The organism is Streptomyces sp. HUAS CB01, assembly GCF_030406905.1.
Classification (GTDB): Bacteria; Actinomycetota; Actinomycetes; order Streptomycetales; family Streptomycetaceae; genus Streptomyces; species Streptomyces chengbuensis.
Map to the genome: position 1 here is coordinate 3,359,178 of NZ_CP129137.1, position 14,929 is coordinate 3,374,106.

The 14,929-nt window shown below is 71.8% G+C and carries 14 protein-coding genes; 5 read left to right on the forward strand and 9 right to left on the reverse strand.

Annotation, left to right across the window (positions count from 1 at the left end; all coding sequences use genetic code 11):
- The first annotated feature begins 72 nt into the window (after positions 1 to 72).
- Positions 73 to 1,059, forward strand: coding sequence for an NAD-dependent epimerase/dehydratase family protein (locus QRN89_RS14780; protein WP_290349857.1), 987 nt, complete (start codon positions 73 to 75; stop codon positions 1,057 to 1,059).
- A gap of 7 nt (positions 1,060 to 1,066) precedes the next feature.
- Entirely contained in the window at positions 1,067 to 2,188 is a 1,122-nt protein-coding gene (locus QRN89_RS14785; RefSeq protein ID WP_290349858.1) for a DegT/DnrJ/EryC1/StrS family aminotransferase, read from the forward strand.
- Between the two features lie 78 nt (positions 2,189 to 2,266).
- On the opposite strand, the gene QRN89_RS14790 is transcribed toward QRN89_RS14785, so the two are convergent.
- The 5 genes from QRN89_RS14790 to QRN89_RS14810 form a co-directional block, all read right to left on the reverse strand.
- Complete coding sequence (locus QRN89_RS14790; protein WP_290349859.1) at positions 2,267 to 2,737, reverse strand: hemerythrin domain-containing protein; 471 nt, start codon at positions 2,735 to 2,737, stop codon at positions 2,267 to 2,269.
- A gap of 277 nt (positions 2,738 to 3,014) precedes the next feature.
- The gene (locus QRN89_RS14795; RefSeq protein ID WP_290349860.1) at positions 3,015 to 3,254 is read right to left on the reverse strand and encodes a helix-turn-helix transcriptional regulator; all 240 of its coding nucleotides are present in this window, start codon (positions 3,252 to 3,254) and stop codon (positions 3,015 to 3,017) included.
- Positions 3,255 to 3,279: 25 nt separating this feature from the next.
- Positions 3,280 to 4,134 carry an ABC transporter permease gene (locus QRN89_RS14800; RefSeq protein ID WP_290349861.1) on the reverse strand — a complete coding sequence of 285 codons (855 nt, stop codon included), beginning with the start codon at positions 4,132 to 4,134 and terminating at the stop codon, positions 3,280 to 3,282.
- On the reverse strand, positions 4,131 to 5,063 hold the full coding sequence (locus tag QRN89_RS14805) for an ABC transporter ATP-binding protein (RefSeq protein WP_390701581.1): 933 nt from the start codon (positions 5,061 to 5,063) through the stop codon (positions 4,131 to 4,133). The genes QRN89_RS14800 and QRN89_RS14805 overlap by 4 nt, the downstream gene beginning before the upstream one ends.
- 612 nt (positions 5,064 to 5,675) lie before the next feature.
- Positions 5,676 to 6,731 carry a methyltransferase gene (locus QRN89_RS14810; protein ID WP_290349862.1) on the reverse strand — a complete coding sequence of 352 codons (1,056 nt, stop codon included), beginning with the start codon at positions 6,729 to 6,731 and terminating at the stop codon, positions 5,676 to 5,678.
- 200 nt (positions 6,732 to 6,931) lie between these two features.
- Here QRN89_RS14810 and QRN89_RS14815 point away from each other — a divergent pair, with 200 nt between their 5' ends.
- From QRN89_RS14815 to QRN89_RS14825, 3 genes are all read left to right on the forward strand, one after another.
- Positions 6,932 to 8,563, forward strand: a complete 1,632-nt coding sequence (locus QRN89_RS14815; protein WP_290349863.1) for an FAD-dependent monooxygenase — start codon at positions 6,932 to 6,934, stop codon at positions 8,561 to 8,563.
- 102 nt (positions 8,564 to 8,665) lie between these two features.
- On the forward strand, positions 8,666 to 9,433 hold the full coding sequence (locus tag QRN89_RS14820) for an SDR family oxidoreductase (RefSeq protein WP_290349864.1): 768 nt from the start codon (positions 8,666 to 8,668) through the stop codon (positions 9,431 to 9,433).
- 20 nt (positions 9,434 to 9,453) lie between these two features.
- Positions 9,454 to 10,227, forward strand: coding sequence for a cyclase family protein (locus QRN89_RS14825; RefSeq protein WP_290349865.1), 774 nt, complete (start codon positions 9,454 to 9,456; stop codon positions 10,225 to 10,227).
- A gap of 75 nt (positions 10,228 to 10,302) precedes the next feature.
- Here the strand turns inward: QRN89_RS14825 and QRN89_RS14830 are convergent, their stop codons facing one another.
- Genes QRN89_RS14830 through QRN89_RS14845 form a run of 4 tightly spaced genes read right to left on the reverse strand, consistent with a single transcriptional unit; the run spans position 10,303 to position 14,891 of the window.
- Positions 10,303 to 11,112, reverse strand: coding sequence for a sugar nucleotidyltransferase (locus QRN89_RS14830; protein WP_290349866.1), 810 nt, complete (start codon positions 11,110 to 11,112; stop codon positions 10,303 to 10,305).
- Positions 11,113 to 11,142: 30 nt separating this feature from the next.
- On the reverse strand, positions 11,143 to 12,141 hold the full coding sequence (gene rfbB, locus QRN89_RS14835) for a dTDP-glucose 4,6-dehydratase (protein ID WP_290349867.1): 999 nt from the start codon (positions 12,139 to 12,141) through the stop codon (positions 11,143 to 11,145).
- Between the two features lie 33 nt (positions 12,142 to 12,174).
- Positions 12,175 to 13,803, reverse strand: coding sequence for an FAD-dependent oxidoreductase (locus tag QRN89_RS14840; protein ID WP_290349868.1), 1,629 nt, complete (start codon positions 13,801 to 13,803; stop codon positions 12,175 to 12,177).
- A 59-nt stretch (positions 13,804 to 13,862) separates the two neighbouring features.
- The gene (locus QRN89_RS14845; RefSeq protein WP_290349869.1) at positions 13,863 to 14,891 is read right to left on the reverse strand and encodes an acyltransferase domain-containing protein; all 1,029 of its coding nucleotides are present in this window, start codon (positions 14,889 to 14,891) and stop codon (positions 13,863 to 13,865) included.
- Positions 14,892 to 14,929: the final 38 nt, after the last annotated feature.

Genomic DNA, 14,929 nt, shown 5'->3' on the forward strand with positions numbered 1-14,929 from the left:
CTCGACCGTCGCCCAGCACGCTGCGCAGGCAGGCGGACAGGACCGGTAGGGGCGGACGGGGAGGAGGCTGCGATGGCCTTCGGCGACAGGGTGGTGGTCTTCGGCGGTACGGGGTTCGTGGGACGCCATGTGTGCACGGCGCTTCGCGCCGCGGGCCACGAGGTGGTGACCGTGGCGAGGCGGCCGCCGCGGCCGACGCCGGCGTACCGGTTCGCCGCGCTGGATCTGGGCACCGCCGCCGTACGCGAGACCGCCGCGTTCCTGGCCGCCGAACGGCCGCCGGCCGTGGTCAACTGCGTCGGCAGCATCTGGGCCCGGAACGACGAGGCCATGTGGGCCGGCGCCGCCGAGCCCACCTTCCGGCTGCTCGACGCGCTGACGCTGCTGCCGCGGCGCCCCCGACTGGTCCACCTCGGCTCAGTGCTGGAGTACGGCACCCTGCCGCCGGGCAGCACGGCGGGCGCGACCACCCCGACCGGCCCGACGACCGCGTACGGCCGGGCCAAACTCGCCGCCACCCGCGCCGTACTGGAGCGCGCTCGGGCCGGGCAGCTCGATGCCCTCGTGCTGCGCATCGCCAATGTGGTCGGACCGGGGACACCGGCGGTGAGCCTGCTGGGCCGGGTCGCCGAGCGGCTGCTCGCCGCCGACGCGCACGCGAACGGCCCGGCGGTCGTCGAACTCGCGCCGCTGCGCGCGCATCGCGACTACGTCGACGTACTGGACGTGGCCGACGCGGTCACCGCGGCCGTGGCGGCCTCGGTGACCGCGGAGGTGCTGGACATCGGCCGTGGCGAGGCGATTTCCGTCCGCTCCCTGGTCGATCTGCTCATCGAGGTGAGCGGGGTGCCCGCCCGGGTGGTGGAGCGCGAGGAGCCGGCCGGGGTGCCGTCCGGCGGCCGGGCGGAGGACTGGCTCCAGGTGGACGTCCGGCCGGCCGAGCGGCTCCTGGGCTGGCGGCCGCGCCGCACCCTCACGGACGCCGTGCGCGCCCTGTGGCAGGACCTCGCCACCACCACTCCGACAACCACAGCGCATTCGAACCGCATTGGAGGCTGAGGCCCGCATGCCCACCTATGTATGGGACTACCTGCCGGAGTACCACAACGAGCGCAAGGACATCCTCGACGCGGTCGAGACCGTCTTCGCATCCGGACGACTCGTGCTCGGCGCGAGCGTGCAGGGGTTCGAGGAGGAGTTCGCGGCGTACCACGGTGCAGGGCACTGCGTGGGCGTCGACAACGGGACCAACGCCGTCAAGCTCGGGCTGCAGGCGCTCGGCGTCGGTCACGGCGACGAGGTGATCACCGTCTCCAACACCGCGGCACCCACCGTGGTCGCCATCGACGGCTCCGGCGCCACACCGGTCTTCGTGGACGTCAGGGCCGACGACTTCCTGATGGACACCGAGCAGGTCTCCGCCGCGATCACGCCCAGGACCAAGGCGCTGCTGCCGGTGCACCTTTACGGCCAGTGCGTGGACATGGCGCCGCTGAGGCGCCTGGCCGACGAGCACGGGCTGCACATCCTGGAGGACTGCGCCCAGGCGCACGGCGCCCGTCACCACGGCAGCCCGGCAGGGACCCTGGGCGACGCGGCCGCGTTCTCCTTCTACCCGACCAAGGTCCTCGGCGCGTACGGCGACGGTGGCGCCGTGCTCACGGACAGCGCGGACGTCGAGCGGGCCCTGCGCAAGCTGCGCTACTACGGCATGGACAAGGTCTACTACGTCGTCACCACGCCGGGCCACAACAGCCGGCTCGACGAGGTGCAGGCGGAGATCCTGCGCCGCAAGCTCACCCGGCTCGACGCCTACATCGAGGGCCGGCGAGCCGTGGCCCGCCGCTACGAGGAGGCGCTGGCCGACCTCACCGGCGACGGCGGTCTCGTCCTGCCGTCGGTCAATCCGGGCAACACCCACGTCTACTACGTCTATGTGGTGCGCCATCCGCAGCGTGACGAGATCATCGAGCGGCTGAAGCGGTACGACATCTCGCTGAACATCAGCTACCCCTGGCCGGTGCACACCATGACGGGCTTCGCCCACCTCGGCTACGCCAAGGGCTCGCTGCCGGTCACCGAGGCGCTCGCCGACGAGATCTTCTCGCTGCCGATGTACCCCTCGCTGCCCGAGAGCCTCCAGGACCGGGTCATCGAGGCGCTGCGCACGGTGCTCACCTCGCTGTGACGGCGGTCCCCGGGCATGGGCCGGCCCCGTCTCCACCGCACGGGCGGAGAGACGGGGCCGGCTCGTGTCAGGGATCAGTCAGTCCGGGGCGTTCAGGACGGGGATGAGCTGCTCCTCCTCGTAGGTGAAGTGCTCCTCCAGATCGGCGGTCAGCCGTATCACCTCCTGAAGCACCGCCTCCGGCTCGGCCTCACCGGCCTCGAACGAGGCCACGAGGGCCCGCAGTTCCGTCAGGGACCGGGCCACCACCTCGTGCTCCTCGGTCAGGCGGTCGATGGCGGGGCCGAGCTGCGGGAACTGCTCCTTGAAGTAGCCGAAGGCGCCGTCCTCGTGGGTGTGGTGGCCCGACAGCAGATCGCACACGGCAAGGCAGTGGAAGGCGAGCTGCGCCCGGATGCCGGGCTGTGGCGCGGGCTTCACGGGTCGGCCGGCGACCACGTCCTCCAGGTCCCGGCGGATCGTGGCGAGCTCGCGCCGTAGATCGGCGTGGACACGCAGGAGGAAGTCACCCGCGGCCTGAGCGCGCTCCCCCGTCTGTGACTCTGGCATGAGGGCTCTCTCTCGCAGGATGAGTGGTGAGTATCCGTTGGGGCGTATCAACCCGTGGTGCTGTCCACCACGAGGACCGGGGTGTGCCCGGCAGAGTCGGCCGGACAGCCCCTGGGGCGGGTGGCGAAAGTCCCTCCTGGCCCGCGCCGCCCGGCTCGCACGCTCGCTGCGTCGCCGGAGTCATCCGAGCACGTCCAGGACGAGGACGTGCGCTCGCACGCACCGGACGCCGCAGGCCCCGCCCTGCGGGCGGACGGAGCTGCTTTCGCCACCCGCCCTAGGCGGAGCGCTCGCCGCTCCCCAGCCGGGGGAACGGCGAGGTCGAGAAGACGACCTCGACCGGCACCTCGAAGTACTCGGCGATGCGCAGGGCGAGATACAGGCTCGGGCTGTACTCGCCCCGCTCGAGGTAGCCCACCGTCTGGTAATGGATCCCCAGGGCCTCGGAGAGCTGCCGGCGCGAGATCCCGCGTTCCGCGCGCAGCATGGCGATCCGGTTGTAGACGGTGTCACTCATCGTGGTTCGTGCGTTTCTCTTTCGTTCAGCCGACACGTTGCATGGCCTGCTGCCGTCGCTGCTCCATCACCGACCCGGATTCGCGGCGGGCCATACGGCGCAGGATCGTGGGTGCCAGCAGGAGCCCGACGACCGCCCACGCCCCGATCACGCCGAGGGTCTCCAGGTGCCGCCAGGAATCGCCGATCTCCGCCGCGGCGGCGGAGTCCGGCAGCAGGGCCGAGCGCGTGCCGAGCCCGAGCCAGTAGATCGGGAAGATCTGGGCGATCACCTGAAGCCAGTCCGGCAGTCCGGAGATCGGGTAGAAGATACCCGAGATGCCGGTGATCGCCATGATCGGCAGCATCGTGAAGCCGAAGGGTGAGGCCTGGGGGCTCTTGGCCAGCGAGCCCATGATCACCCCCCACGGCAGGGTGGCGAGCAGCCCGAGGGCGAGCACCCACACCAGGGTCAGCCAGCCCGTGATGCCGGCCTCCGACAGTTCGTGGACCAGGAACAGGCCGGGGATGAGGATGATCAGCATGCTGACGATCGTGTCCAGCGACACCTGGACGACCCGGCCGACGAGATAGCCGATCATGCCGTTGGGCACGGCCTTGGCGCGCAGGAGCGTGCCGTCCTCCCGGTTCGTCGACAGTTGCGAGGACGCCCCCGCGAAGCCCCCGAAGGCCACCAGCATGCCGAGCATGCTCGGCAGCGTCACCGCGGCCAGCGACACGTCGGTGCCCTCCAGCTCGGCGTCGCGCTGGAAGACCAGCACCGTGACGAAGACGACGGCGATCAGCACGTTGAACATCTGGTCCGCGCTGGCCAGGGTCTGGCGGAACTCGTGCCAGCCGCGGCTGACGCCGACCCGGACGGCGTGCGTGGTCGTGTTCACAGCGACGTCTCCTCCTCCGCCCGGCCGCTCTCATGGCGCTGGACCAGGGCCATGTACGTGTCCTCCAGGCTGCTGCGCCGCACTTCCAGGTCGGCGATCTCGTCGCCGTACTGGGCGAACAGCTCGCGCACGAACCGGGTGGCGTCGTCCGTGGCGTGGGCGAACCGCTCCCCGGCCCGGCTCCACCGCACCTCCGCCTGCCCGGCGACCTGCCGGCTGAGCTGGTCGGCGCTGCCGTTGGCGATGATCCTGCCGCCCGCGAGGATGACGATGCGGTCGGAGAGCTTCTCGGCCTCGTCCAGGTCGTGCGTGGTCAGGAGGATGGTCATGTCCTCCAGGTCGGCCAGCCGGTGCACCAGGTCGTGGAAGTCCCGGCGCGCGTGCGGGTCGAAGCCCGCGGTGGGCTCGTCCAGGAAGAGCACCTCCGGCCGCCCGACGATGCCGATCGCCACGTCGAGCCGGCGGCGCTGGCCGCCGGACAGCGAGCTGATCTTCTTCTGCGCGTGATCCTCGAGCCCCACGGTGCGGATCAGCTCGTCGGTGTCGAAGGGCCGCTTGCGCTGCGGTGTCGAGTACGGCACGTAGTAGCGGCCGAGATGGTCCAGCAGCTCCCGCACCCGCCACCGGCCGTGGTCGCGCCAGGACTGCAGCACGACGCCGATCTTCGAGCGCCAGGCCTCGCCGCCGTTCGCCGGGTCGACACCGAGCACGCTCACCTCACCCGCCGAGCGCATGCGAAAGCCTTCGAGGATCTCGATGGTCGTCGTCTTGCCGGCTCCGTTGGGCCCCAGCAGGGCGAGCACTTCACCGCGGTCCGCAGTGAAGTCCACCCCGCGCAGCACGTCCTGCGAGCCGTAACGCATCCGCAGGTCGCGCACCTCCAGGGCCAGGTCCTCATCCGGTCGGGACTCGCCACGCGCTCCGGCCAGCTCTGTCACCTCGATCAAGTGCACTCACCCCCATTCCTCCAGTGCTCTTACGACAAGCTATCCAACTACCCGTGTGTTCCGTAGTAGGACTACTATCGACTTGTATAGCACACCTCGTACATTCCGTACGAGAGAGACTGAGAAGGGCAGAACAGAAGCGCCGGAACGGCGAGCGTCCCCATGCGGCGCCCGGCCGCATGGGGACACGTCGGTGGCGGCGCGGTCAGGGAGTCCAGGAGAAGACCCCGTCGACGCGCCCGTCCTTGCGGCCGCTCACCCGTGAGGCGACGTCGCGCACGGGCCCCCGCAGCACCGCGGCCCTCTGGTCCCGGGCCCCTGCCGGCGCGACTGCAGGACGATCTCCCGTTGAGCACCACCGGCACGGCGCCGTCGCCGTGGTCGACCCGGACGGCGGCCGCCGTCCGGGTCGACGACCGCCGGCCGGTCGGTGCCGAGTGCCCGTCCGTCGCCGTGGACCGGCCACCGCCCGTCCGGGCCTCCCTGGCACTGCAGCCGGGCCACCTCGACCAGGTCGTGCCCGGACGCGAGGCCGCCCACGTGTCCATCGTTCCGGCACCTACCGTGGCCCCTCGAAGTGGCCGTGCGGGCGGGTCAGTCGCGGGTCGCCTCGATCACGCTCACGGTGGCCTCGCCGGTCCAGGCGGGCCGTGCGGGCACCACGCGCGTCAGGCCGAGTCCGGCGTCCGCCAGCAGCTCGGCGTACTCCCGCTCGCTGCGCTCCGCACCGCCGCCGAGCAGCATGCCGAGGTGGCTGTACGCGGTCAGGGTGCTGGCGACGCCCGTGTCGAACCGGGCCGGGCGCACGCTCTCCACCAGCAGCAGCCGGCTCTCGGGCTTCATGGCGTCACGGATGTTGCGCAGCAGGGTCAGACTGCGTTCGTCGTCCCAGTCGTGCACCACGTTCTTCAGCAGATACGCGTCGTGGCCGGCGGGTACGGCGCTGAAGAAGTCCCCGCCGAGCACCTCGCCGCGTTCGGCGAGCCCCGCGTCGGCGAGGGTCCGCTCCCCCGCCGCCACGACGGACGGCAGGTCGAAGAGCACGCCCCGCAGCGCCGGTGTGGCCCGGAGGATCGCCGCGAGCAGGGACCCCTCACCGCCGCCGACGTCGACGAGGCTGCGGAAGCCGCCGAAGTCGTAGGCGTCGATGACCGCCTGGGCGGTGTGGCGACTGAAGAAGGTCATCGCGCGGTTGAAGATCGCCGCGATGTGGGGTGGCATCTGCGCGAACGGGTTGGCGCCCTCCTCCGCCCCGCGGGTCTTCGGGGCCGACTTCAGCCGCTCGCCCAGCTCGAACAGACGCTGGACGTGCCCGGGCCCGGCGTGCATCAGCGCCACCGCGTGCAGCGAGTCCTCACCGTCCTCGCGGAGCAGCCGGCCTGCCTCGGTGAGGGAGAAACACCCGTCGCCCTCGTCGGTGACGAGACCGGCGGTGGCGAGCAGGCACAGCAGCCGCAGCAGCGACTCCGGATGGGTGCCCGTCCGCTCCGCCAGCACGGTGTGGCTCACGGCCGGCTCGTCCATGGCATCGGCCAGGCGAAGTCCGGCCGCCGTGTGGATCGCGGTCGACAGATAGTGGCCGGTGATCATCTGGAACACCGCGGCCGTCGTGGTCGGCGCCTCGGGAATGGATACGTCCGCACGCGTCATGGTCGCTCGCCCTCAGTCGGAAATCAGCGACCGCACTGTCGGCCGAGCCGCTCGACACCGGGTGGAACGCGTCTCGAAACGCCGCCCGCTCCTCTGGCACGCGGCGCCGGCCGGGCCCCCTCAAGTGGCCCTCGAAAGGACGTTGAGACCGGCCTAGGACAGTCGGGCGAGTTGCCGCATCGCTTGCAGGAAGGCTGAGAATGTCGCAGGAACACTACCCTGTCCTGGTCGTGGGTGCGGGGACGGTCGGCTTGTCCATGGCCGCCGCCCTCTCCCACTACGGCGTGCCCGTGCTGCTCGTGGAGCGGCACGCCGGAACCACCGCACACCCCAGGGCCACCGGGGTGCAGCCTCCGGTGAAGGAATTCTTCCGGAGCATCGGACTCGACGACCGCATCCGCGCGGCCAGCGGCGATCTGTTGCCCAGCAACGGCAAGGTCGATGTCGAGACCCTGGCCGGCACCGACCTGGCCACGGCCCCGCGCATCCCGACACCGCCCAAGGACGTGGCCGAGCTGACGGCGAAGATCAGCCCGACCCCCATCGGCCCCATCGCCCAGGACCGCATCGACCGGGTGCTGTGCGAGGCCGCCACGGAGCACGGCGCGGTGATCCGCTTCAACACCCGGCTCGTCGCCGTGGAGCAGGACGAGACCGGTGTCACGGCGACCCTCGCCGACACCGACGGCGGCGAGCCCCGCACCGTCCGCGCCGACTACCTGGTCGCGGCCGACGGCTCCGCCAGCGCCGTACGACGAGCCCTGGGCATCGAGATGAAGGGGCCGACCGGCCTCGGCAATCCGATGATCAACGTGCTGTTCACCGCCGACCTCGCCGAGTTGGTGAAGGGCAACGAGTTCGCCTTCGCGCAGATCACCAACCCCGACTCGGAGGGGATCCTCCTCACCGTCAACAACCGGGACCGGTGGATCTACCACATCAGCTACAAGGAGGGCGAGGAGGAGCTGTCCGACTACCCGGACGAGCGCTGCGTGGAGCTGATCAAGGCCGCGATCGGCCGCGACGACATCCCCGTCGAGATCGTCAGCACCATTCCGTGGCGCATGTCCGCACGGGTCGCCGAGCGGGTCGTCGAGGGCCGGGTGATCCTGGCCGGCGACTCCGCCCACACCATCCCGCCGATCGGCGCCTTCGGCATGAGCAGCGGTGTGGCGGACGCCTGCAACCTGGCCTGGAAGGTGGCGCACGTCGTCAAGGGCAGGGCCGGTCAGGGGCTGCTGCGCAGCTACGAGACCGAGCGGCTGCCGATCATGCGCTTCACCCGTGACCAGGCGATGCTGCGCTTCTCCCACCTGGACCTGCACTGGGATGCGGAGAAGTACGGCGAGCGCTCCGCGGTCGAGATGGCGGACCCGCTGGTCACGGCGCTGGCCTACCAGTACCACGAGGGCGCGCTGATCGACGCGCCCAAGGAACTGCGCTCGCTGATGCGGGCCGACGAGAACCTCGACGGCTCGCCCGGGACGCGGGTCCCGCACGCCTGGGTCGAGCACCGGGGCAAGCGGATCTCGGTGCTCGACCTGCCCGAGGGCGGCTTCGCTCTGCTGACCGGTCCGCGCGGCGCGGACTGGCTGGCCGCCGCCGAGGCCGAGGCCGCCCGCACGGGCCTGGAACTGCGCGGCTACCGCGTCGGCCCGGGCTGCGAGGTGGACGACCCGGAAGCCGGCTGGCTCGCCGCCGCCGGGCTGGACCCGGACGGCGCGCTGCTGGTGCGGCCCGACATGTTCGTGGCCTGGCGCTCCACCGGGGCGCAGGACCGGCCGCAGGAACGGCTCGCCGAGGTGCTGGACCGCGTTCTCGACCGCGCCTGACCGCCCCGCTCGACCCCTCGTTCCGGCGCTGTGCCCGTGCGTTCCGTGACGCACGGGCACAGCCCGCCCCGGGGGCCACCACCCACCAACCAGGAGCTCGATGTGACGACCACTCCCTTCCTCTCCGACGCACAGGGACGGACCGCCGTGGTGACCGGAGCGACCCGCGGTGTCGGCCTCGCCGTCGCGCGCAGGCTCTGCGCGGCGGGAACCCAGGTGATCCTCGACTACGCCCATGACGACGACGCCGCGGCGCAGGCGGTGCGCCTGCTCGGCCACCTGCCCGGCAAGGCGGTGGCGGTCAAGGCCGACGTCTCCGACCCGGCGGCGCTGGACGCTCTGCTGGACGAGGCCCAGGAGCGTTTCGGCGGCCTGGACTTCTTCGTGCACAACACCGCCTTCTTCACGCCCTCCCCGACCCTGGACACCGCACAGGAGGCCGTCGACCGCTCGCTGTCCGTCGCGCTGGCCCCGCTGCTGCAGGGCGGCAGGCGGCTGTCCGAGCTGATGGCGGGCCGCGCCGGCCGAATCGTCGCCGTGTCGAGCCTGGGCGCCCACCGGGTCGTACCGGGCTATGTCAGTGCCGGTGTGGCCAAGGCCGCCCTGGAGGCGCTGGTCCGCTATCTGGCGGCGGAGCTGGCCGGCAGCGGCATCACCGTGAACGCGGTCTCCACCGCGAAGATCGACAAGGGCAACGGCAGCGCCTCGCCCGAGGCGCTGAAGGCACTGGCCGCGCGGACCCCGGCGGGACGGCTGACCACCCCGGACGACGTGGCCGGGGTCGTCGCGCTGCTGTGCGCCGACGAGGCGGCGTGGATCCAGGGGCAGGTCATCACCGCCGACGGCGGCTTCAGCCTGTCGGCCGCCTGAGACGAGGGAGGCGTACCGACATGCACGTCATCGACCTTTCCTCGCCGGTCGACGCGAAGGCGTGGGAGCCCGACCCGATCGTCCACGAGATCCTGACGCCGGCCCAGGGAGCCGTGCACATGGCCGAGGAGATGAAGAGGCACCTGGGGGTGGAGTTCGACCCGGCGGTGCTGCCGGGCGGCGAACTGCTCTCCCTCGACACCTTCACCCTGACCAGCCACACCGGTACCCACGTCGACGCGCCCTCGCACTACGGCTCGGTGGCCGAGTACGGCCGTCCGCGTCACATCGACGAGATGCCGCTGGACTGGTTCCACCGCCCGGGCCTCCTGCTCGACCTGCGGGACCAGCCGACCGGCGCCGCCGGTGTCGAGGTGATCGAGAAGGAGCTGTCCCGCATCGGCCGTACCCCCGAGCCGTACGACATCGTCCTGCTGCACACGGGGGCCTCCGAGTACGTCGGCACGCCCGGGTACTTCAGCGAGTTCACCGGGCTGGACGGCGCGGCCGTCGACTTCCTGCTGGACTTCGGAGTGAAGGTGATCGGGACCGACGCGTTCAGTCTCGACGCGCCGTTCGCCCACATGATCGGGCGGTACCAGGAGACCGGTGACACCGGGGTGCTGTGGCCCGCCCACTTCGCCGGGCGCCGCAGGGAGTACTGCCAGATCGAGCGGCTGCACAACCTGGCCGCGCTGCCCGGCCCGTACGGCTACACGATCTGCTGCTTCCCCGCCAAGCTGGTGGGCTCGGGAGCGGGCTGGACGCGGGCGACCGCCCTCGTCGACGAGTGACACGGGAAGAGAAGAGGTGTGTGCGGGCGGCCCGGGCCGCCCGCACACACCTCTTCTCTTGTCCGCCCCGTGGGGTCAGCCGGCCGCCCGCACCCGGCGATCGGCCAGGAAGCCCATGTCCCGGGCGATGTCCTCCAGCCGGCCCACGGGACGGCCCAGCCGCTCCTGGGCGCGGACGAACACCGAAGCTTGCAGGAGGCTGTCGTGCGTCCCGGTGTCGAACCAGATCGCCTCGCTGCCCAGTGGCACGAGCCGGGCGTTGCCGGTCTCCACGAACGTACGGTTCAGATCGGTGATCTCCAGCTCGCCGCGGTCCGACGGCTTCAGCTCCGCCGCCCTGGCGACCGCCTCGTTGTCGTAGAGGTACAGCCCGACGACCACCAGGTTCGAGCGGGGGTTGTCGGGCTTCTCCTCCAGCGACAGGATCCGGCCCGAGGCGTCGAGTTCGGCCACGCCGAAGCGGTGCGGATCGGGCACGGTGCAGCCGAACAGGGTGCAGCCGGCGAGCCGTCCGCGCTCCTCCTGCAGCAGCGCGCCGAGGCCCGGGCGGTGCAGCACGTTGTCGCCGAGTATCAGGGCCACCTGCTCGCCGCCGATGAACTCGGCCCCGATCAGCAGCGCTTCGGCGAGTCCGCGTGGCTCGGGCTGGGCAGCGTACTCCAGCCGCAGGCCCAGGTCGGCTCCGGTCCCCAGCAGGCGGCGGTAGGCGTCGAGATGGTGCGGATTGCTGATGATCAGGACGTCCCGGATGCCTGCCTGCATGAGCACGGACAGCGGGTAGTAGACCATCGGCTTGTCGTAGACGGGCAACAACTGCTTGGAGACGGCCCGCGTGACCGGGCTGAGCCTGCTTCCGGATCCCCCGGCCAGGATGATGCCGCGCATGGCATTCCTCGTTTCACGGTCGTTCAGGGCTCACGGTCGGTTCTCGGCGACCTTCGTGGCGATGTCCTTGAGCGGTTCCCACCAGGAGCGGTTCTCCCGGTACCAGCGGACCGTCGCGGCAAGCCCCTCCTCGAAGCCGATGCGCGGGGTGAAGCCCAGGTCCCGGAGCTTTCCGCCGTCGAGCGAGTAGCGGTAGTCGTGCCCGGGCCGGTCCGGTACGTGGCGGATGCTGTCCGCCGGGCTTCCGCAGGCCTCGATCAGCTGCCTGGCGATGCTCGTGTTGGTGAGTTCCCGCCCGCCCCCGACGTTGTAGACGGCGCCGGGCTCGCCCTTGTGGAGGACGAGCTGGACGGCACGGCAGTGGTCCTCGACATGGATCCAGTGCCGGACGTTCTCCCCGTCTCCGTACAGCGGGACCGGTCGGCCCTCCAGGAGGTGGGTGATGAACAGCGGGATCAGCTTCTCCGGATACTGCCGGGGGCCGTAGTTGTTGCCGCAGCGGGTGATGGACACGTTCAGGCCGTGCGTACGGGCGAAGGCGCACGCCAGCATGTCGGCCGCGGCCTTGGTCGCCGCGTAGGGCGAGTTGGGCTGCACCGGGCTGTCCTCGCTCCAGGAGCCCTCGGCGATGGAGCCGTAGACCTCGTCCGTCGACACCTGGACGAATCGCTCGACCCGCGCGTCCAGAGCGGCCTGCAGCAGGGCATGCGTGCCCACGACGTTGGCGTGCACGAAGTCCTGTGAACCCGCGATGGAGCGGTCGACATGGCTCTCCGCGGCGAAGTTGACGATGGCGTCGTGGCCGGGGACGAGCCGGGCGAGCAGGTCGTCGTCGGCGATGTCCCCCTCCACGAACGTCAGCCGCGGATCGCCGGTGACGGGGTCCAGGTTCGCGAGGTTGCCCGCGTAGGTGAGCTTGTCGAGGACCGTGACGCGTATGTCCGGCGGCGCGGTCAGCGCCCCGGACAGCAGTCCGCACACGTAGTTGGATCCGATGAAGCCGGCGGCTCCGGTGACGAGTAGACGCACGGGTTTCCCTTCCCGTCGGGTGGTCGCGGGATGTCAGCCGCTGTTGTGGAGGGCGGAGCGCACGGGTGTCCCGGGACCGAGCGGGCTGCGCCGCGGCTGCCCGGTGGCAGCGGCCAGGGCCGAGCCGAGCAGCGCCCGGTCCGTGCGCCTGCCACGGGCGCTCACATAGCCGTCCGGCCGCACCAGGAGCCAGCCGCCCGCGGACAGTCCGAGGGCGTCGGCGAGCGGCGCGTCGGTGCCCTCCAGTGCCCGGATCCGCAGCCAGTCACCGGCGCCGTCGGCGAGACTGCGCACCTGCTCGCCCGGCGTACCGGCGGTGAACAACGTCCATACGGGCTGACGGAGTTGTTCGATCAGGGTTCGGTGCGCCGCCGCGTCCCCGGCGAGCGGGACCGCGGTGACGCGCTGCCCGGGCGCCGGGCCGTTCCCGGGCGCGCTCCCGATGTGGGTCAGCACGCTCTGCGGATAGCCGATCCGCAGCCCGGAGACGCCGCCGAGCACCTTCCGCTGGATCTTCACGCGCAGCGCCGGGACGGCGCGGACGACCGAGAAGACCACGGGCAGCGCGACCCCGGCCAGCGCGTTCTTCAGCTGCACGAGGAAGGTCGCGCCCTTGGTGGACTGCAACAGCGCCCGGCCGATCGGCACCCGCTCCTGCGAGTAGCTGTCGAGCAGCCGCTCGTCGGCCTGGCCCCGCAGCACCATGGTGAGCTTCCAGCCCAGGTTGAACGCCTCCTGGATGCCGGTGTTCATCCCCTGCCCCGAGGCCGGGCTGTGCACGTGCGCGGCGTCCCCGGCGAGCAGCACGCGGCCCTTGCGCATGCTCTCGATCATCCGCTGCTGGAAGGTGAAGACCGACACCCACACGGGTTCGGCCACCTTGACCGGACGGCCGAGGCCCCGGCTGAGCTCGCGGCTGAAGCGCTCCGCGACCGCGGCCGGGCGGCCGTCCCTGGAGACCGTGTCCAGCAACCGCCACCGGCCGGGCGTGCTCATCGGGACCATCATCATCGTGACGCCGCCCGCGCGGACCCAGTGGATGCTGTTGCGCGGCAGGTCGACGTCGATGTCGGCGTCGGCGATCAGCCAGGTGTCGCTGGACTCGCCCAGCAGCGGCATCGCCAGCTTCTTGCGGACCGCACTGTGCCCGCCGTCGCAGCCGGCCAGCCACGCGACCCGTACGGACTCCACGCCGCCGTCCGCAGCGGTCAGGTCGGCGGTCACACCGTCCCCGTCGTGCGTGAAGTCGGTCAGCCGCACACCCCATTCGACCTCGACGTCGAAGGCGCGCAGCGCGGCGCGCAACACCTCCTCGGTCTTGACCTGGTCGATGCAGAGCGTGAACGGATAGCGCGTCGGCATCTGCGTGTAGTCGGCGTCCAGCCGCGCGAGCCGGCGCCCGTTGTGGTGCAGGGTGAAGGCCTCGATGCGCTGCCCGCGGGCCAGCATCTCGTCGACCACGCCCATCTGGTCGTACGTCTCCAGCGTCCGGGGATGGGTGGCGATCGCCCGGCTCGTGGTGGCGGGCGCGTCGCTCGCGTCGACGACCCGGACGCGCACGCCGCGGCGCAGCAGCTCATGGGCCAGGGTCAGCCCCACGGGCCCGGCTCCCACCACGAGGACCTGCGGGCTCGCGGACGGCGGATCGGCTGGGTTCGGCATGTCTGTCTCTCCTCATCGAGAACGACGGCAGGATCGTTCGGCGGGGACGGGGGCGCGGGTCAGTCGGTCGAGCAGCCCAGCCGGGCGCAGGCCGCGTGGAATCGGGCCACCTCGTCGCCGGGGTCCGCCGTGCGGGGCCCCAGCAGGGCGAGCACCTGGGCGTCCCCGGACCGGACCGCCGGGTGGCGGCGGGCCAGCGTGACCAGCCCCTGGCCGGGGCCGCACTCGACCAGCAGGCGCGCCCCCGAGGCCAGCACCGACTCCAGGGCGGGCCAGAACAGCACGGGGTCCACCGGGTGCCGCGCCCAGTAGCCCGGGTCGGTGGCCGTGGTCGCGTCGAGGAGGGTCGCGGTGTAACCGGAGACGACGGGTATCGCGGGCGGACGCAGCGGCACGCCGGCCAGGCTGCGGTGGCCGGTCTGCACCGCGCTTTCGAGGGCCGCGCTGTGGAACGGGGTCAGGGAGGGGACGGGGGCGCAGGTGAAGCCCGCCGCCCGCAGCGCCTCCGCGGTGGCGGCCAGCGGTTCGGCCGGGCCGGCGAGGACGGTCTGGCGCGGGGCGTTGACCGCGCCCACGTCCACGCCGGGGCACAGCTTTCCGGCCAGCTCCGCCCGGGAGGCGGCGACCGCGAGCATGCCGCCGGGGGGAGCGGACGTCAGGTGGTCCACGCGGTCGAGCACGAGCCGCACCGCGTCATGAAGGCGGAAGACTCCGGCGAGCGTGGCCGCCGCCACCTCGCCGATGCTGTGCCCGAGCAGCAGGCCGGGCCGCAGCCCGCGGTCCAGCAGCACCCGGCCCAGCGCGTGATCGAGGGCGAAGAGCAGGGGCTGGGAGCGGGTGACGTCGTCCATCGGCATGGCGGGCCGCTCGGCGAGCCAGTCGGCCCGCAGCGCGGTACCGGCCGGCCCCATCGCGGCGAACACCTCGTCGACCGCCGCCGCGAAGCCGGGCTCGGCCCGGTACAGCCCGGTGCCCATGCCGGGGTACTGCGCTCCCTGCCCCGGAAGCAGCAGTACCGGCGAGGCGACCGGCAGGACGGTCCGCTCTGCGGCCTGCTCCCCGGCCGGGTCCCGCGCTGTGTCGAGCATGGCCTGTCGTCCCCTCGGATTCTCGGCGGCGTACGAAG